This window comes from Pseudomaricurvus sp. ABR4_320, assembly GCF_056159445.1.
The window spans coordinates 23,311-41,093 of sequence record NZ_JBSWVF010000023.1; the positions used below are offsets into that span (position 1 = coordinate 23,311).

Annotated in this window: 16 protein-coding genes; 11 read left to right on the forward strand and 5 right to left on the reverse strand. The window is 53.1% G+C overall.

Annotation, left to right across the window (positions count from 1 at the left end; translation table 11 throughout):
• Window positions 1-12 precede the first annotated feature (12 nt).
• Genes ribH through ribA form a run of 5 tightly spaced genes read left to right on the forward strand, consistent with a single transcriptional unit; the run spans window position 13 to window position 3,268 of the window.
• Complete coding sequence (gene ribH, locus ACXAFR_RS24830; RefSeq protein ID WP_475182227.1) at window positions 13-483, forward strand: 6,7-dimethyl-8-ribityllumazine synthase; 471 nt, start codon at window positions 13-15, stop codon at window positions 481-483.
• 36 nt (window positions 484-519) lie between these two features.
• A complete protein-coding gene (gene nusB / locus ACXAFR_RS24835) occupies window positions 520-966 on the forward strand; it encodes a transcription antitermination factor NusB (protein ID WP_475182230.1) in 447 nt (148 codons plus the stop codon).
• A 27-nt stretch (window positions 967-993) separates the two neighbouring features.
• Entirely contained in the window at window positions 994-1,974 is a 981-nt protein-coding gene (thiL, locus tag ACXAFR_RS24840) for a thiamine-phosphate kinase (protein ID WP_475182233.1), read from the forward strand.
• Complete coding sequence (locus ACXAFR_RS24845; protein WP_475182234.1) at window positions 1,961-2,629, forward strand: retropepsin-like aspartic protease family protein; 669 nt, start codon at window positions 1,961-1,963, stop codon at window positions 2,627-2,629. Before thiL ends, ACXAFR_RS24845 begins: the two co-directional genes overlap by 14 nt.
• Before the next feature lie 42 nt (window positions 2,630-2,671).
• Window positions 2,672-3,268, forward strand: coding sequence for a GTP cyclohydrolase II (gene ribA, locus ACXAFR_RS24850; RefSeq protein WP_475182236.1), 597 nt, complete (start codon window positions 2,672-2,674; stop codon window positions 3,266-3,268).
• A gap of 30 nt (window positions 3,269-3,298) precedes the next feature.
• Here the strand turns inward: ribA and ACXAFR_RS24855 are convergent, their stop codons facing one another.
• Window positions 3,299-4,516: a hypothetical protein gene (locus tag ACXAFR_RS24855; RefSeq protein ID WP_475182238.1), complete on the reverse strand. Its 1,218-nt coding sequence runs from the start codon at window positions 4,514-4,516 to the stop codon at window positions 3,299-3,301.
• 255 nt (window positions 4,517-4,771) lie between these two features.
• Here ACXAFR_RS24855 and ACXAFR_RS24860 point away from each other — a divergent pair, with 255 nt between their 5' ends.
• Window positions 4,772-6,706 carry a sigma-54-dependent Fis family transcriptional regulator gene (locus ACXAFR_RS24860; protein WP_475182239.1) on the forward strand — a complete coding sequence of 645 codons (1,935 nt, stop codon included), beginning with the start codon at window positions 4,772-4,774 and terminating at the stop codon, window positions 6,704-6,706.
• A gap of 276 nt (window positions 6,707-6,982) precedes the next feature.
• The gene (locus tag ACXAFR_RS24865; RefSeq protein WP_475182241.1) at window positions 6,983-8,770 is read left to right on the forward strand and encodes an NAD(P)/FAD-dependent oxidoreductase; all 1,788 of its coding nucleotides are present in this window, start codon (window positions 6,983-6,985) and stop codon (window positions 8,768-8,770) included.
• Between the two features lie 56 nt (window positions 8,771-8,826).
• Here ACXAFR_RS24865 and accC read toward each other — a convergent pair whose 3' ends face one another.
• From accC to ACXAFR_RS24885, 4 genes are all read right to left on the reverse strand, one after another.
• Complete coding sequence (gene accC, locus ACXAFR_RS24870) at window positions 8,827-10,167, reverse strand: acetyl-CoA carboxylase biotin carboxylase subunit (protein ID WP_475182243.1); 1,341 nt, start codon at window positions 10,165-10,167, stop codon at window positions 8,827-8,829.
• Window positions 10,168-10,194: 27 nt separating this feature from the next.
• Window positions 10,195-10,653, reverse strand: a complete 459-nt coding sequence (gene accB / locus ACXAFR_RS24875) for an acetyl-CoA carboxylase biotin carboxyl carrier protein (RefSeq protein ID WP_475182244.1) — start codon at window positions 10,651-10,653, stop codon at window positions 10,195-10,197.
• Between the two features lie 48 nt (window positions 10,654-10,701).
• Window positions 10,702-11,142, reverse strand: coding sequence for a type II 3-dehydroquinate dehydratase (gene aroQ / locus ACXAFR_RS24880; protein WP_475182247.1), 441 nt, complete (start codon window positions 11,140-11,142; stop codon window positions 10,702-10,704).
• A 207-nt stretch (window positions 11,143-11,349) separates the two neighbouring features.
• Window positions 11,350-13,218 carry a protein-disulfide reductase DsbD family protein gene (locus ACXAFR_RS24885; RefSeq protein ID WP_475182248.1) on the reverse strand — a complete coding sequence of 623 codons (1,869 nt, stop codon included), beginning with the start codon at window positions 13,216-13,218 and terminating at the stop codon, window positions 11,350-11,352.
• A gap of 114 nt (window positions 13,219-13,332) precedes the next feature.
• Between ACXAFR_RS24885 and ACXAFR_RS24890 the strand changes: the two genes are divergently transcribed.
• From ACXAFR_RS24890 to ACXAFR_RS24905, 4 genes are all read left to right on the forward strand, one after another.
• Window positions 13,333-14,088 (forward strand): tetratricopeptide repeat protein, encoded by a 756-nt coding sequence (locus tag ACXAFR_RS24890; RefSeq protein ID WP_475182251.1) that lies wholly within the window; start codon window positions 13,333-13,335, stop codon window positions 14,086-14,088.
• Window positions 14,089-14,209: 121 nt separating this feature from the next.
• Window positions 14,210-16,144, forward strand: a complete 1,935-nt coding sequence (locus tag ACXAFR_RS24895) for an EAL domain-containing protein (RefSeq protein ID WP_475182253.1) — start codon at window positions 14,210-14,212, stop codon at window positions 16,142-16,144.
• A gap of 90 nt (window positions 16,145-16,234) precedes the next feature.
• A complete protein-coding gene (locus ACXAFR_RS24900) occupies window positions 16,235-16,657 on the forward strand; it encodes a copper chaperone PCu(A)C (RefSeq protein ID WP_475182256.1) in 423 nt (140 codons plus the stop codon).
• A 120-nt stretch (window positions 16,658-16,777) separates the two neighbouring features.
• Entirely contained in the window at window positions 16,778-17,782 is a 1,005-nt protein-coding gene (locus ACXAFR_RS24905; RefSeq protein WP_475182316.1) for a DUF2333 family protein, read from the forward strand.
• The last annotated feature ends 1 nt before the right edge of the window (window position 17,783 follow it).

Sequence of the window (17,783 nt, forward strand, 5' to 3'; positions counted from 1 at the left end):
GAGAGAGAGTTCATGAGTACAGTTACTATTGTCGAAGGCGACTTCACCAGCAGCAATGGCCGCTATGCATTGATCGTTAGCCGCTGGAATAGCTTTGTTGTTGAAAGCTTAAAAGAGGGCGCTCTGGATGCACTGCGTCGTCATGGCGTCGGTGCAGATCAAATCAGTATTTTTTACGCGCCAGGGGCTTTTGAATTCCCGCTGGTCGCGAAGCGCTTGGCCGATAAAGGTGAGTTTGATGCCATCATCGCTCTCGGCGCGGTTATTCGAGGCGGTACGCCCCATTTCGATTATGTTGCCGGTGAATGTACCAAGGGGTTGGCTCAAGTTTCTCTGTCCAGTGACACAGTCGTCACCTTTGGTGTCCTGACGGTAGATTCAATTGAGCAAGCGATTGAGCGCTCTGGTACCAAGGCCGGTAATAAAGGCGAGGAAGCGGCATTAACGGCGTTGGAAATGGTGTCGTTGCTGTCCAGAATTTAACTGATCTGATCTCTGATTATTCTCGCGGATGTTCCAATGAATGTATCTCCAGCTGCCCGCCGCAAGGCTAGACATTTTGCCATGCAGGCCATCTACCAGTGGCAGATGACCTCAGCACAGGTTTCGGTTATCGAGGCTGAATTTTTTACTGACAATGACATGAGTAAGGCCGACACGGATTACTTTCGAGAAGTGCTGAGACAGGTCGTGAGTCGCTGTGGTGAGCTGGATGCCGAATATCGCCCGTATCTGATGCAGCGAGAAGCGGACGAACTCGACCCCATTACTTTGGCATTATTGCGATTGGCGACTTTCGAGCTGATGTCGCGTATTGATGTGCCCTACAAAGTGGTCATCAATGAGGCGGTTTCTCTGGCGAAAAAATTCGGTGCAACCGATGCTCATAAATTTGTAAACGGTGTGCTGGATAAAGTCGCGGTACAACATCGACAGGCGGAGGTAAACGCTGATCGCCAGGGCTAGCGGGCGATCTTAGCGTAGAAAAGTCCTATGGCTTTGGGCGAATTTGATATCATCGAGCAATACTTCCGCCAGAATAATTCTGGACAGGAAGGTGTCGATCGTTATGCGCCTGAGGTGATTTTAGGCATTGGGGATGATGCCGCGCTGTTTGAAATTCCTAGCGACCATCAGCTCGCGATTACAGTGGATACGCTGGTTGCCGATGTGCATTTTCCCGCAGGAATTCCCGGTGGCTTGCTGGCGGAAAGGTCTCTGCGGGTTAATCTCAGTGATCTTGCCGCAATGGGGGCAAAGCCCTCGTGGATTACCCTGGCGTTGACGCTTCCGGAGCTCAAAGAGTCTTGGTTGCGAGATTTCAGCCAAACCCTGCAAACGCTTCTGACATCCTTTGGAATTCGTCTGGCCGGTGGAGACACCACGCGGGGGCCTCTGACGGTCACGATTCAGGCGCACGGTTTGGTACCCAAAGGTCAAGCATTGCTGCGCAGCGGCGCCTCGGTCGGCGATCGCATTTGTGTCACAGGTCCACTTGGTGATGCTGCCGCCGCTCTCGAATGTCTGTGGCAGTCGTCGTTGCCGGAATCGGTGCAAACTTATTTACGGGGGCGTTATTACCAGCCGCGTCCGTGTTTGGAAGAAGGCATTTTGCTCCGTGAATTTGCCAGTGCGGCGCTGGATATCTCCGATGGTTTATTGGCTGATCTGGGCCACATCTGTAAAGCCAGCGGTGTCGGTGCCTGCCTGGATGCTCAAAAGATTCCTTTGTCCGCAGCTTTGCGTGAGCACTTTGGCGGTGACGAGGCTTTGCGCCTGGCTCTGACGGGCGGAGACGACTACCAATTGTGTTTCACTCTGCCTCCATCCCGACGAGATGCACTCGGAGAATTATTCAGTCAGCAGGGTTTGCAGTTTATTGATATCGGCGAGGTCGTTGCTGGCGATCGAGTTGAGGTGTTGCAAGAGGGTGAACCCCTTCATTTTGTTCGGTCGGGCTATGAGCACTTTTAGCCAACAGAGCAGCAAGGTTTTTCGCTCCTGTATCTGCTGCTTAAGTCTGTTGATGTTGAGCTTGAGTGGCAGTGTGTTGTCGGCCGAGGTTGAGGTGCTGGCGTTGTTTCGCGACAGCGCCATGCTCAAAATTGACGGTCGTAATCAGCTGCTGAAAGTGGGGCAGACTAAGGGCGAAGTACGTTTAGTGTCGGCGAACAGCCGCGAGGCAATTGTTGATATTGCCGGTGAAGAGTTTCGCTTAGGCTTGTCTAAAAAGATTGCTTCTGGCTATACCGAAGCTCAACGTCGAGAGGTCCGTTTGTCTGCGGGAGCGCGCGGACACTATATAACGCCGGCGCGTATTAATAAGCGGCCGACGAAAGTCATGATCGATACAGGGGCGACGTCCGTTGCCATGAACCAAGCGATGGCGAAATCTCTCGGTGTGGATTTTCGCAAAGGTCGACCAACGCGGGTGTCAACAGCTAACGGTTACGCCGACGCTTATGAAGTCATGCTCAACAGTGTCACGCTGGGTGAGCTAACGGTCCATCAGGTGCAGGCTTTGGTTACCCTGAGTGATTTCCCTCAAATTATATTGTTGGGAAACAGCTACCTGAGCCGGGTAAACATGTTTAGAGAAAATGGCGTTCTGGTTTTGCAGAGCCATTAGGTGATCACACGAGTGTGTTTGCCGAGTGAATGAGGAATTGCAGTGTCTGTCGAATACGTTGAATCTTCCAAGTTGCCAACTCCGTGGGGTATGTTTGACATGCACGGATTTGAAGACAAGGAAACGGGCAAAGAGCACGTGGTATTGACGATGGGGCACTTTGAAGACGACGCCCCGGTATTGGCTCGTATACACTCCGAGTGTTTGACGGGCGATGCACTTTTCAGCTTACGCTGTGACTGTGGTGCGCAATTGCAAGCGGCTATGCATCGCATTGCGCTCGAGGGGCGTGGAATTATTTTTTACCTGCGGCAGGAAGGTCGCGGCATTGGTTTGATCAATAAGATCAAAGCCTACCACTTGCAGGACAATGGCGCTGATACGGTAGAAGCGAATGAGAAGCTTGGATTTGGTGCCGATATGCGAGACTACTCCATCCTTAAGCCTATGTTGGAGTATCTCGGTGTTCGCCAATTGCGACTGCTGACCAACAATCCTCGCAAAGTTGCTGCATTGGAGGAGCTGGGGGTCGACGTTGTTGAGCGTGTTCCTCACGAAAAAGGACGCAACCCCCATAATGCGAAGTACCTCGAAACCAAACGGGGTAAATTAGGGCATTTATTCGACCCAGAACCCTAAGGGCAGCACACTGCTGTTTCTGCGGTCCTGTTATTTGTCTCTATCCCAAAAATAGGTTCCTGCCAGAAACAGACTTGAAAACTGTGTTGTCCCTTTGTGATAGCTGCCGCCAATAAAGCTGTTTAGTATCTCGCCATCATCAGTCTCTATGGTGATGGTGTAACCGTTCAAATAGTAACGCCCTGTAATTGCACCTCGAGACGATCCTCCAGCGCCATTTCCGCCACTCGAGACGGAAAAGCCGCCCCACTTGCCCAGTTTAATGCGGCCATCTCTACTGAGGGCGACAGTCCCTCCGCGAATCACGGAACTGTTGCTACCGCCGAGATCGTATCCTGTACCACTGATTCGCCCCAAGGAGAGTTCGACCCTCTCTCCTGGTTTAAAACCGGACAAAGCATCCGTGTCTTGTTCTATGTCTTTGGTTAGCTTGCAACCCTGTTCTTCGTTGTCGATATCCCCTGGTGAGGGTCTCTGCTGCACCAAATCCCAGTCTGAACAATAGGTTGACCATCCGTTGGCAAACGTCATCATCATTTTAGGTTTTAGAACGAGCATGGCTGGGTAGCCTTCCAAACGTTGCTCCATATGCATATATGCGCGAAGTGGGCGGTTGGCGTTGGGTATTTTCGCGTTCTCTTTGACGAGGTCCCGGCCTGTTGTTCGCGGCTCGTTTGCTGCTTCTATTGCGTGGTGACGGGCGTTGGTCTCGGACATTTCCTGAGAGTTAGAAGAGGGAGCTGCTGCAACACCAGCGGTTGACGCCACATCGGCGAGACTGCCTTTGGGTTCATCTTTGCAGATGGTTTCTAAAAAGCTGCCGGCGGCGAAGAGGTCGAGGAACTTACTGTTTTCCACCGCGAGACGCAGAATGCGACCGACGCCCGGCTCACCAGGACATCCGTAGATGACGGCTTGTCCAGATTTGCCATTCAAGGTGATTTTTTGTGTGGCAGCATAGGCGCCAGGTATTCTTTCGGCTTTTACATCTCCGCTGGAAATAAAGTCTGCACCGGTGGGTACCGTATGACGGAGGGATTGGACAAGCTCCTCCATGGTTTGATCGCCAGTGACCTGCCAATGACCCACTTCGATTCTGGATGAATCTTTTGTTATGACTCTGCCTGAGGGGGTATTGGATTCTTCCCAGCCGGACGGTGCCGGAAGTTGTTGAGTGTAAGCCAAGGGGGTGATGGCGACGAAGTTTACGGAGGCTATGGCGTGGATAAACAACTTTGTGATCTGCATAAGTATCCCTTCTTAGCATTCGTTTGGCTGTGACTGTGATGCTTTACTCAGTGATAAGTAAGAGTATTCGATCCGGTTATTGTTCGATGCAGCGAATATTGTGCTGAATATTGGACGGACACGTTCGGTATGGAATAGAGCTTTTCTTTGACGTTGCAACTGGGGCGCCGCTATAGTCACAATCTCCAATAATAATAGTTACCTCGATATGGCGCGTAGAGTGTCTGTGACCGTATCAAGAAGGTGTGAGGTCCTATGACTGCCAAGACGATGGTTCACCATATTGCCGAAATTGAGCAAGTGCTCGACGGTCGCCATTCCCACCGTGATCCGGCGGTGGTCAATTCCTGGATTCGCTGTGTCGATGAATACCGGATGGATCCAGCCCATCGGATTCAGGCGCACATCGTTTCATCTGAGTGTTTGCGAGAGCACCGGCAGCGCAGTGAGAATCTGATCCACATCGCGCGCAACGGATTGAGTGAGCTCTTCCGTCAGGTGGCCGGCCATGATTATGTCTTGCTACTGGCCGATAATGACGGTGTTACCATCGATTACTTTGGTGATAGTCAGTTTGAGGCGGAGCTGCGCCGTGCGGGTCTGTATCTGGGGGCTGAATGGTCCGAATCCCGGGCGGGAACTTGCGGTGTTGGTTCCTGCATTGTAACGGGCGAGGCCTTGACGATTCACCAATGCGATCACTTCGATGATTCCCATACTTCACTGAGTTGTACCGCGGCACCAATCTACGATCCAGCGGGGCAGCTTGCTGCTGTTCTGGATATTTCTCTGCTGCGGCCTCCGGGGCCGAAGATCAGTCAGAATCTCGCTCTGCATCTCGTTCGGCAGGCTGCACGTCATGTTGAATTGGCGAATTTGATGCACGAGCAGCGTCGAGGTTGGGTACTGTGTTTTTCGCGGCAGCCCGCTTTCCTGGATGTTGATCCGGAGCATGCGGTTGCACTCGATGCCAATGGTCGGGTGGTGGGGATGACCCATAGCGCGTGTCGTCAACTGGCGGAGATTGTTGGTTGCTCCTGGCGTGATCCTCAGCGCTTATTGGGAGCATCAATAGGGCGCTTCTTTCAGACCGACACTGATCATTTGGCTCGGTTGGCGCGAGCGCGAGAGCCCGATCAACGAATTCTGCTCGCGGCGGACAATAGTCGTTGGTATGCCCGTTTGCAGGATCCAGATTGGCCTTCTTCGGTTGGTGAGTACTCTGCGGTGACGAAGGTGTCTCAAAGTAGGAGGCCTTCTTCGGACGTTGCCTCTGTGAGCAAAGCCTTTGCCAATTTGGATTGGGGCGACCGTCGCTTGGGTTTGCTTTTGCGACGATGCGCGAAGGTGGCCGCCACCGATTTGCCGGTATTGTTGCAAGGGGAAACCGGAACCGGCAAGGAGCGACTTGCGAGAGCGATTCATCAGGCCTCCGGGCGAACCGGGGCATTTGTCGCCGTTAATTGTGCTGCGATACCTGAAACCTTGATTGAAGGAGAGTTGTTTGGCCACGCGCCCGGCGCGTTTACTGGCGCGGCGGCAAAAGGTCGAGCGGGATTGATTGAGGCCGCGAGCGGCGGAAGTTTGTTTTTGGATGAAATCGGCGATATGCCCAGACCTCTGCAAGCCCGCCTGTTGCGAGTCTTGTCGGAAGGTGAGGTGATGCGTGTTGGCGCGACCCGCGCCACCCAAGTCAACCTTCGTATTATTTCCGCCTCGCTCCACAACCTTGAAGCACGGGTGGCGGAAGGCGAGTTCCGCAATGATCTTTACCATCGCCTGGCGGCCGCAGAATTTTGGTTGCCAGCATTGCGTGAGCGAGATGACCTGATCGCTATAGCCTCCTACCTGGCGGGGCGTCATCAGGCAAATATTGAGCTTTCGGAGGAGGTGCTGCAATTTCTGAAGGCGTATGAGTGGCCCGGCAATATCCGTGAGCTTGATACCGCGCTCCGCTACGGAATTTTGTTGTGTGACGACAGTCTGCTGATGCTGGAGCATTTGCCGGAACGGTTGTTGCGAACCCAACCTTTGGCTCAGCAGCGAGCGCAACAGCAGCAGCTTGATGTTTGCAGTATTGAGCAGGCGGTTGGTCAGTGTGACGGCAATGTATCTGCCGCCGCGCGTATGTTGGGGGTTGATCGTTCAACGATTTATCGCCGACTACGCCGCAAGTCTGACGACCACTAGAAACGCGTTTTTTTGGCGTCGACTTCCCGTCGTGGCTTGAGCCCCATTGGAATTGGGGGCCAATACCCGCTGATTGTTAATATCTGAGCGTGGCATCCACCGTTGCACAGGCGATTGTCGGCCACAGTACGCGACGATTTCTCTTTGGCTGAATCATAATAATTCCTTTTAAATCAATACGATATTTCTCTTGTTGGATGGGCATAGCCATTGCTCTAAGGATATTCGCCACACCTTGGTGGCCGATCCAAATAATAAAATCATAGGAGAATATCGATGAGTGAAGAACTGGCCAACCGGTTTCTGTCGACGTTTAGTGAATTGCTGCAAGCGGGGGACGCCGACGCAGTAGCCAATTTGTTTCATCAAGAAAGCTACTGGCGTGATCTGGTGTCATTTACCTGGAATCTCAAGACCGTTGAAGGGCCAGAAGGCGTCCGAGACATGTTGCGCTCACAGTTGAGTGACATTAAACCCCGTCATTTTTCCTTGTCGGAAAGCGACGCGGTTACGGAAGTCGATGGCGTAACGGAGGCCTGGTTCACCTTTAAAACCTCCGCAGGTGTAGGGCGTGGCTTGGTGCGTTTGCGCGACGGTAAGGTCTGGACGTTGTTGACGACTTTGCAGGAACTGAAAGGGTTTGAGAACCCGACGTATTTTAATCGTCCCCTCGGTGCAAAACACGGTAGTGACAAACGGCGCACTACCTGGCTTGAAGATCGCGAGCAGGAAGAAGCGGAACTCGGTTATACCAAGCAGCCCTATTGCGTCATCATCGGCGGCGGTCAGGGTGGCATTGCTCTGGGGGCTCGCCTGCGAGCACTGAATGTGCCGACCATTATTATTGAAAAGAATCCGCGTGCGGGGGATTCCTGGCGCAATCGCTACAAGTCTCTGTGCCTGCACGACCCTGTTTGGTACGACCATTTGCCCTACTTAAAATTTCCGTCCAACTGGCCGGTGTTTACGCCCAAGGACAAGTTGGGAGATTGGTTGGAGATGTACACGAAAATCATGGAGTTGAACTATTGGAGCAGCACCAGCTGCGAAAGCGCCCGTTATGACGAAGACGCTGACGAATGGCTGGTTGACGTTATTCGTGATGGCAAGCCGGTAACTCTGCGGCCAAAACAACTGATTCTCGCAACCGGGATGTCTGGCAAGGCCAGTGTGCCATCGTTCCCCGGGCAGGATACTTTCCGTGGAGAACAACAGCACAGCTCGAAACACCCGGGGCCGGATGCCTATCGCGGCAAGAAGGTGGTGGTCATCGGGTCCAACAATTCCGCTCATGATATCTGCGCCGCACTTTGGGAAAACGACGTGGACGTCACCATGGTGCAACGATCGTCGACGCATATTGTGAAGTCGGACAGCCTCATGAAAATTGCACTCGGGTCTCTCTATTCCGAAGAAGCGGTGCAAGGCGGTATGACGACCGAAAAAGCCGACCTGATCTTTGCATCCATGCCCTACCGAATCATGCATCAATGGCATATTCCGCTCTATGATCAGATTCGCGAACAGGATGCGGAATTTTACGCGAAGCTGGAAAACGTTGGGTTTAAATTGGATTGGGGCTCTGACGGATCGGGACTGTTTATGAAGTACCTGCGCCGGGGTTCGGGTTATTACATTAATATCGGCGCCAGCGAGCTGGTGGCGAATGGTGATATCAAACTGGCCAGTGGAGATGTGTCGCATCTGACCGAGGATGCGGTCGTTCTTCAGGATGGCAGCGTGCTGCCAGCCGATCTGGTCGTCTACGCGACGGGTTTCGGCTCTATGAACGGCTGGGCCGCAGATCTCATTTCCCAAGAGGTCGCCGACAAAGTTGGCAAATGTTGGGGACTGGGCTCAGATACCCCCAAGGATCCCGGTCCCTGGGAGGGAGAAGAGCGCAATATGTGGAAGCCCACGCAGCAACCGGCACTCTGGTTTCACGGTGGGAACTTACACCAGAGCCGACACTATAGTCTGTATCTCTCGATGCAATTGAAAGCGCGTATGGAAGGATTGAATGTGTCTGTGTACGGTCTGCAAGACGTGCATCACACAAGTTAGTAGATAAAAGCCTCTCTCAAAGCGAGTTTGCCGCGAGAGAGGCAATGTGACCGGGATTAAAGGCCCAGTTTCTTTTCCAGATAGTGGATGTTAACGCCACCTTTCACGAAGCCGGAATCTCTGACCAAATCCTGTTGAAGAGGGATGTTGGTGCGGATGCCGTCAACCACCAGCTCATCCAGCGCACTGCGCATGCGCAGTAGGGCTTCCTCGCGGGTGTCCGCATAGGTAATGACCTTGGCAATCATTGAGTCGTAGTTGGGTGGTACTGTATAGCCGCTGTAGAGGTGCGAATCCACTCGTACGCCGAGGCCGCCTGGGGGGTGAAATTGCGTCACTTTTCCAGGGCAGGGCATAAAGGATTTGGGATCTTCGGCATTGATCCTGCACTCAAAAGCGTGCCCTTTTATTTGGATGTCATCCTGAGTAAAGGACAATTTTTCTCCGCCACAAACGCGAATTTGCTCTTTGATCAAATCGATGCCGGTGACCATTTCGGTCACTGGGTGCTCTACCTGGATGCGAGTGTTCATCTCGATGAAGTAGTAACGGCCGTCTTCATACAAGAATTCAAAGGTTCCCGCTCCGCGATAGCCAATCTTAACGCAGGCGTCGACACAGGATTGCAGAACTTGTGCACGAGCTTCAGGATCGATGCCGGGCGCAGGTGCTTCTTCCAACACTTTTTGGTGGCGGCGCTGCAGCGAGCAATCCCGGTCACCAAGGTGAATGGCATGGCCCTGTCCATCGGACATCACTTGCACTTCAACGTGACGTGGGTTCTGCAGGAATTTCTCCATGTAAACCGTATCGTCACCAAAGGCGGCTTTCGCTTCTGATTTGGTGATTCGAATAGAGTTAAGCAGCGCAGATTCGGTGTTGACCACACGCATACCGCGGCCGCCACCACCGGCGGCAGCTTTGATGATGACCGGATAGCCAATATCCTGAGCGATGGTCATGCACCGATCCTTGTCTTCCGGTAACGGTCCATTAGAGCCGGGAACGGTTGGTACGCCAGCCTCTTTCATGGCGGCGATGGCTGAAACCTTGTCACCCATTAAGCGGATGACACTGGCGCTAGGGCCAATAAAGGTGAAGCCGCTGTTGTCGACCTGTTCCGCAAAATCCGCATTTTCTGCGAGAAAACCATAACCAGGGTGTACCGCCATTGAGTCGGTAATTTCCATGGCGCTGATAATGCGAGGTATATTCAGATAGCTTTCGCTGGAAGGATTAGGTCCGATGCAAACGGATTCATCCGCCAGTCTCACGTGCTTGAGATCGCGATCTACCTGGGAGTGCACTGCGACGGTACGAATGCCCATCTCTTTACAGGCTCGCAGGATGCGCAGAGCAATTTCGCCACGATTGGCGATAAGTATTTTTTCGAACATGATGAGCCCCTTGCCGTCCGGCTACCGTTACACGATAGTGAACATCGGCTGATCAAATTCAACCGGTTGCCCATCCTCTACGAGAATTGCTTCAATGACGCCGGCTTTGTCGGCCTCAATCTGGTTCATCATCTTCATCGCTTCAACGATACAGATGACATCCCCCGCTTTAACGTGCTGACCCGCTTCAACAAATGGCGGGGAGCCAGGGCTTGGCGCAGCGTAAAAGGTTCCCACCATTGGAGAGCGCACAATGTGCCCGCTCAGGGAGGCTTTGGAATCTTTTTTCTCCTCAGCGGCAGGTGCTGGCGCGGCTGGAGCCACTGGTGCTGGAGCTGGAGCGGCGTACATTGGTGCGGCCGCAGCGACAGGAATGCTGGATGAACGGCTGATGCGAACGGATTCCTCGCCTTCTTTGATCTCCAGTTCAGCAATGTCCGATTCTTCGAGGATTTCGATCAGTTTTTTAATTTTCCGAATGTCCATGAGGGATTTCCAAGTTTGTCTGTAGTCTTTCAGCAGCTTGCTGTTCGTTTATTTTGCAAGCTGAGCGAAGGCAGCGCTTAAGGCAAGTTCGTAGCCTTGAGCACCAAGTCCGGTAATAACTCCCACGGCAATGTCGGACAGGTACGAGTGGCGTCGGAACGCTTCGCGACTGTAAACATTTGAGAGATGAACTTCGATAAATGGAATGGCAACGCCAGCCAGGGCATCGCGCAGTGCAACGCTGGTGTGAGTGAACGCTGCGGGATTTATCAGAATAAAATCGACAGCCTCCTTCCGGGCATCGTGGATGCGCTCGATCAGCTCATACTCGGCATTGCTTTGCATGGCTTGAAGGTGGTGTCCCGCGGCCAGACTGAGTTCGGTCAGGCGTTGGTTGATCTCTGCCAGAGTGGTTGATCCGTAGATTTCCGGCTCTCTTGTCCCTAACAGGTTCAAATTAGGGCCGTGCAAAACCAGGATGGTCGCCATAGGTGACTATCTCCGACAGGATAGATTCAGGGTAGATTGTTCCGGTACAACGTTGCTGATCAGCAACGAGAGAGAGTGTGCCGCAATTAATGCGATTAGTCTAGCAAATGTCGAGATTTTGTTACGTTTCGGTATTTTAGCGACTGTTTTGGCGAAATTACGCTGTTTCTCTGGCAAAAACGGTTTTTAAAAGAAGAAAAGTAACCGTTAAGCATCTTCAGCGGACTTTTGCCGAGTATCCATGGCTGTTCGGCGATGGTTTGTCATTTTATCGACCGCACCGGTAATTGTATGGGTGTTGAGTATCTGAGGCAAAACTTGCGGGGGAACGCCCGGCTCGCCGGAATACAAAAGATACAAGGGCACACCGTTACGGCCAAATTGCGACAATAGCTCGGTGATGGCAGGGTCATAGTTTGTCCAATCCCCTTTGAGTTGAACAATACCTGCATCTCGAAAAACCTGTTGCACCCGCTCAGTTTCGATGGCCAGCTTCTCATTGCTGAGACATGTCAGGCACCAGTCTGCAGTCAGGTTGACAAAAACGGGCGTCCGTTCTTGCAGCAACTGCTCCAGTCGCTGGGGGTGGTAGGGTTCCCAGGCTCCGCTCATTTTAGCCTGTCGCTGATGGGGCTCAGTGACTTTGCACAGGGGTAATAACGCCAAGAGAAACATCAACGTTGGAATCCAGCGCAGGAAACGCTTATGCCCGGCCCTGTGGTAAAGCCAGCCGGCAAACACGACACCTAAAAGCCCAAGCGCCGTCCAGATGATGGCATCACTACCCGACTGTCGGCCCATAACCCACAGGAGCCAGAGTGCGGTCAGATATAAGGGGAAGGCCAGCAACTGTTTGAAGGTGACCATCCAAGGGCCCGGCTTAGGCAGGCGATTCAGCAGCTTGGGAAAATAGCTGAGTAGTAGAAACGGTATGGCCATACCCAGACCTAATGCCGCAAACACTGACAGTGCGACCGGCGCCGGTCGGGTAACCGCGAAGCCGACAGCTGCACCCATAAACGGCGCAGTGCATGGGCTGGCAACCAGGCAGGCCAGAGCGCCGGTCCAAAAAGAGCTGGCGGGTCCGTGGCCGATGGTCAGCCGCTGGCCAATTCCCGCCAGTTGACTGCCAAAACCAGTGCTGGTCGACATCAGCACGCCCATGATAAAGAAGAGATAAACCAAGGCGCCGATGAAGACGGGTGATTGCAGTTGAAATCCCCAGCCGACAGCCATGCCCGCGTGTCTCAGCCACAGCATCAGTGTCGCGAGCAGTACGAAAAAGCTGATGGAGCCCAGGGTGTAACACCAGCCGTGTAAATGCCGCTGGTTTGGCTGCTCGTGCGCATTTGCGAGGCTTAGCACCTTTAAAGACAGGACAGGGAATACACAGGGCATTAAATTTAACAGCAAGCCACCGAGAAGCGCTCCGATAATGGCGGTTACCCAATAGCCGGGAGCGAAGGAATGCTTGACGTTATCAGGGCGCACACTGTCAGGTAAAAGGTTGTTGTTGGTGGCTTCTGGTGTGCCGGAGGCGTCGAGTAATTGGGCGCCATTTTCATTAATCTCGACATATTGAATCTGCGGTGGGTAGCAGAGGCCTGCATCGGCACATCCCTGAGAATGGATGGCTAATCGATGGGAGCGCTCGGATGGGTCGAAACGGGTTCCCGGTTGCAGTGTCAGTGAATGATAGTAGACACGCAGATGCTCTTCGAAATAATCGTCATACTTCATTTCTCCGGGAGGCGCATCAAATTCGAGATTAGCGTCCTCTTCAAGATCGACGATTTTTAACTGGCGTTGATACAGGTAGTAGCCATCCGCAATGTCCCAGGTAAGTTGCAGTTGGCCATCGGTCGTCAGGTTTGGCACCAGTTGATAGGCTTCTTCAACGGGCAAAAACTCGGTACTTTCGAGGGAGGGTATCGGCGTGCTGCTGGATTGCGTCGGCGGATTGTTGGTCCAGCGAAAAGGTACGGGATCACTCAGCTGAGCGAATGCCGATATCGGAGCGAGGACCAGCAGCAGTAAAGCCAGGAGACCAGCGGTGGCGTTGGGTTTCAATAACATGTTCGTAACGTTCATTAATAGCTGGTGCCGGCAGGTAGAAGCGGGACACCATTGCTTTGACCCGGGTTATAGGGCAGAGTTTCGGCAATTGTAGCAAGGTGGTTAAAGCACTGCATGGTCAAAAATCGCGTTCATGGATTTCTTTGGGCTGTAATAATCAGTGGCATGTTGGCGGGGTGCAGTTGGCTGCCCGGTGGTTCAGATAAAGATCCCAATGCTAAGCCTGCGCCAGTCGCAGAGGCGCGGGGCAACGAGCGGCCTGTAGCCAGCTCTACGGCGCGGTCATCTGCGGAGCTGTTCGCTGAGCGTATTGACCGAATTCTGCGAGAAGCGGAGCGGGCCCTCGCCCGCGATCGCTTAATGAATCCTCTGTGGGACAACGCCTACGATAAGTACCGGGCGGTACTGCGTATGGATCCGGATAACCAACAGGCCCGCTCTGGATTGGATTCAATCGTCGTGCGTTATTTGCAATTGGCTGCAGACGAGTTGGCCCACAGTCGTTTGCAAAATGCCCAGCGTTACTATGAAAATGCAGCACAAATAAGTCCGGATAATCCGCTCCTTGCTGAGTTTCGAGAAAACCTGGCAGCCGCGAAGCAGCCGGCGAAAGCGGTTGTGTCAGAGGGGGACACATATTCGTTAGCCGGTCAGACGTTCAACAAAAGTAATACTCAGTTGGATGCGTTGCTGCGGGACATAGCCGCGCGGGTTAAACAGACCGACGAAGCGTTGGTCATTGTTGCTGAAAGCGACCGTGATGGGCGCTGGATTTACCAGCGTTTGCGTGAATTGGCCGATGGCTACCGCTTGCGTGGTGACATCCAAATTGGCTCGCCTGCTGAAATTCAGGTTCAGCCGCCATTGTAAAGCTGAGGCAGATCCCGCGGGAAAAGTCCTCACAGTGTATAGCGGGTGGTGTATCATTCGGCACCGCGCGATTCAGATGTCTTGAAGAACAATAACTCAGACCTGACAAAAGAACCTCATTGTGAGCCTATACCGACAGCTTCTCCTCGCCATTGCCGGTCTCATTCTCATCCTGCTCTGTGGCAACCTGATATTGTGGTTGCACGGCGCCCGCGACAATCTTCATCAGCAGCTCGAGCTGCAGGCGCAGGACACGGCAACATCACTTGGCCTGACGATCACCCACGCGGTGGAAATTCAGGACCGAGCTCAGATTCGTACCTTTTTGAACGTGATCTTCGACCGAGGCTTTTATCAGCGAATCACCTTTCGGGATTTGCGTACGGAAGAAGAAATACGTTTAGAGGCCCCGCAAGACAGCAAGTTTGTTCCTGAGTGGTTTGCTCGGGTCATCGACATTCCCTCGCCAACCGGAAAGGCTGAAGTCCTCTCTGGGTGGGAGCGTCTGGCAGAGATTAATGTGGTCTCTCACCCTGGATTGGCGTATCTGGATTTATGGCGATTGCTTTGGAGTCAGCTCTGGTGGAGTGTGGCGGCAGGCGTTGTGGCATATGCCTTATTAGCGCTGGCTTTACACTGGTTGTTGCGACCGGTACGTGAGGTGCAGGCGCAAGCTGAAGCCATCTGCGAAGGGAATTATTCTCAGAACTCTCTACCCTCTACACCAGAGCTACAAGGGCCTGTGCGCGCTATGAATATCCTGGCGGAGCGAGTCCAGCGTGCCCTCGCCCAGCAGTTACGACTGCTGGATAAAATGCGTAAAGAGGCGCATTTGGATCCTCTTACGGGCCTGTTAGACCGACGGGAGTTTGATCGCAATTTACAGTCTTTGCTGGATAGTGATGTTGTCGGTGCGCCGGGTGTGATGGCCTTGTTGGTCATAGAAGGTTTGGCAGAGTTGAATCGGCAGTATGGACGTTCGGTCGGTGATTCATTGCTGCAAAGAGTCGCTGAACAAATTGGTGCGGAAGTAAACTTAGCTGAGCGAGGGTTGATCAGTCGGCGTAGCGGCTCTGAATTTGCCATCTTCTTACCGGCAACGGATCGAGAATCAGCCGAAAGACTGTTGGTGCAGTTGTGGACACGCATTGATGGCTTTCGAGTCAACGGACAGGCCGAGCATTTAAAGGTTTTTGTGGGCGCCTGCTTTGAACCGGAATTGGGCAGTAAAAAACAGCTGCTGGAACGTACAGATCTGGTCTTGCGGGAGGCGATGAGACTTGGCGCCGGTGGCGTTTACTGGGAGGAGCATCTGCCGGAGGCGCCATTCGGGGCGACCGAGTGGAAACGACTGCTGGATCAGGCATTGGCGGATTCTGAGCTGGAGCCCTATGGGCAGGCGATATTCGCCGATGACGGTGTCACGCAATTGGCGACAGAGGTATTGGTGCGCCTGCCTCATGAGCGCCAGGTCTTCACGGGTGCCAGCGTCTTGGCGATGGCTGAGCATTTGGGCCTCGCGGCCCGCTTGGATCGACACATGTTGGGGTTGCTCGCTCACCATGGCCGGCGTCTGCCTGAAGATGATTTGATCATCAATTTGTCACCCCAAAGCCTACGTGATGAAGAGTTTATTGAATGGATGGTCGTCTTTCTCAAAGAGCATCGCTGGTTGGCAAAGCGGCTGATTCTCGAGCTTCCTGAACGTATCCTGCGTGCTGAGCGGGAAGTGCTTATGGATTTACAGCAGAGGCTGAGTGATTGCCGGGTCCGTCTGTCCCTAGAGAATTTCGGGTTAAATGCGACGTATTTGGACAACCTTCAGTATTTGCAACTGGCGCTGGTTAAAGTCCACCGTCGGTTTGTTCAGCATCTGCACAGTAGCGCTGCGGATCGCTGTTACGTCACAGCGATTCTACAGATCGCGTCCAGCTGTGGTGCTTCCGTATGGGTTGAAGGCGTTGAGAATCTGGCTCAATGGGAAGCGTCTCAAGAGCTTGGGGTCGCGGGTGGGCAGGGCTACTTTCTGGCTAGGCCTCTACCGCTTTGGCAGTAAGGTGTCCATCAGTTAACGTTTTTCACATCATTGCGGGGTGATCCTGCAGGTGCCACAGGGCAGTGACCAGGGAGAGGGGCTATGATCTGTATGGCGAGATGGGGAGTGCTTGCGGTGTGCGGGTTGGCATCCTTAGCTTGGGGGGAGTCTGATGTCTCGGCAGATAGCGCGAGAGTGCGTTGGCCGCTGCCAGGACAGACTGCTGGAGTCGGTTATCTCGAGCTTTCTAATTCCGGCAGTATTGATCGCAGGTTGGTAGGCGTTGAGGTTGACTGTGCTGAGCGTGCGGAGTTGCATGGCCATGAGCATTCCGGGGGGATGATGCGCATGCGCAGGGTCAAGGCGATTCGTCTGCCGTCACAGCAAACGGTGACGCTGGAAAGTCATGGATACCATATTATGATGTTCAATATGGCGTGTCCCGATGGTCGCCACAGTGGAACCGTGCGTATAAAGCTGCAATTGGATGACGGTCAGGAGATAGCCGTTGTCGCCTCCGAAATTACCCCTTAAGCTCAAAGTAATTATTGGCTGTTACAGTGCGTTTGGATCGATGTTGATCCTGAGGCATTGCGCTTTCAGTCAATGCCATAGTTAAAGTTGTCATAGGAAAGAATTGTGTTTGGAGACAAACTGGACGTTTTACGGGATAGGTTTGATGGTCAGCTGGGGCGCGTTGCGCTGATTGCGGTCGCCGTGTTACTGGTGCTGAACCTAATAATCGGATGGTATTGGTCGCGAGAGCCGGATACCTTCGCAATTGCTGATTTGCGTACAACGGAAGATGATGCCGCCTGGGCAAAAGCCGGTGTCGCGACAACTTCAGCGTTGCGCCATGTCGCGACGACCTTACTGGACAAACCAGGTGGGTTTTTATCGAACGATGTGACGCCGCCATCCATTTTTCTCGACAATATGCCCAACTGGGAATATGGCGCGTTGGTTCAGATGCGCGATCTCAGTAAGGCAATGCGAGAGGCATTCAGTCGCTCGCAATCTCAATCGACTGAAGATGTTGCTCTCGCGAGGGCGGAAACTCGTTTCAATTTCGATAATAAAAGCTGGGCATTACCCGCAACGGAATCTGAATACCGACAAGGCATTAAGTTTTTAGACGATTACATCACGCGTTTGAAGGACGACGATGTTCATAACGCGCAGTTTTACGCTCGGGCGGACAATTTGCGCTATTGGCTAACCACGGTGGAAACCCGACTTGGCAGTTTGTCGCAGCGCTTGAGTGCCAGCGTTGGTCAGCGCCGTTTAAATACGGATCTCGCCGGCGATTCTCAAGCGACGCAGTCTACTGTTTCTCCTGGTGAAATGAGTGTGAAGACGCCCTGGCTTGAACTCGATGATGTTTTCTATCAGGCGCGGGGAAGTTGCTGGGCGCTGTTGCATTTTCTCAAAGCCGTGGAAATTGATTTCGCTCGAGTTCTGGAAAACAAAAACGCCCTGATCAGTCTGCAGCAGATCATTCGCGAGTTAGAGCAGACGCAGCAAGCGTTGTGGAGCCCTATGGTTCTGAACGGCTCAGGGTTTGGCTTTTTCGCCAATCACTCGTTGGTAATGGCATCCTATATCTCGCGTGCGAATGCTGCTTTGATTGATCTACGAGAGCTATTGAGTCGGGGTTAAG

What these genes read in the sequence shown, in the direction of transcription:
- ACXAFR_RS24900 (WP_475182256.1), top strand. Translation starts at nt 16,235, where the DNA reads ATGGCGAGATGGGGAGTGCTTGCGGTGTGCGGGTTGGCATCCTTAGCT.
- ACXAFR_RS24860 (WP_475182239.1), top strand. Translation starts at nt 4,772, where the DNA reads ATGACTGCCAAGACGATGGTTCACCATATTGCCGAAATTGAGCAAGTG.
- thiL (WP_475182233.1), top strand. Translation starts at nt 994, where the DNA reads ATGGCTTTGGGCGAATTTGATATCATCGAGCAATACTTCCGCCAGAAT.
- ACXAFR_RS24885 (WP_475182248.1), bottom strand. Translation starts at nt 13,218, where the DNA reads ATGTTATTGAAACCCAACGCCACCGCTGGTCTCCTGGCTTTACTGCTG.
- ACXAFR_RS24845 (WP_475182234.1), top strand. Translation starts at nt 1,961, where the DNA reads ATGAGCACTTTTAGCCAACAGAGCAGCAAGGTTTTTCGCTCCTGTATC.
- ACXAFR_RS24865 (WP_475182241.1), top strand. Translation starts at nt 6,983, where the DNA reads ATGAGTGAAGAACTGGCCAACCGGTTTCTGTCGACGTTTAGTGAATTG.
- aroQ (WP_475182247.1), bottom strand. Translation starts at nt 11,142, where the DNA reads ATGGCGACCATCCTGGTTTTGCACGGCCCTAATTTGAACCTGTTAGGG.
- ribH (WP_475182227.1), top strand. Translation starts at nt 13, where the DNA reads ATGAGTACAGTTACTATTGTCGAAGGCGACTTCACCAGCAGCAATGGC.
- ACXAFR_RS24855 (WP_475182238.1), bottom strand. Translation starts at nt 4,516, where the DNA reads ATGCAGATCACAAAGTTGTTTATCCACGCCATAGCCTCCGTAAACTTC.
- ACXAFR_RS24890 (WP_475182251.1), top strand. Translation starts at nt 13,333, where the DNA reads ATGGTCAAAAATCGCGTTCATGGATTTCTTTGGGCTGTAATAATCAGT.
- accB (WP_475182244.1), bottom strand. Translation starts at nt 10,653, where the DNA reads ATGGACATTCGGAAAATTAAAAAACTGATCGAAATCCTCGAAGAATCG.
- accC (WP_475182243.1), bottom strand. Translation starts at nt 10,167, where the DNA reads ATGTTCGAAAAAATACTTATCGCCAATCGTGGCGAAATTGCTCTGCGC.
- nusB (WP_475182230.1), top strand. Translation starts at nt 520, where the DNA reads ATGAATGTATCTCCAGCTGCCCGCCGCAAGGCTAGACATTTTGCCATG.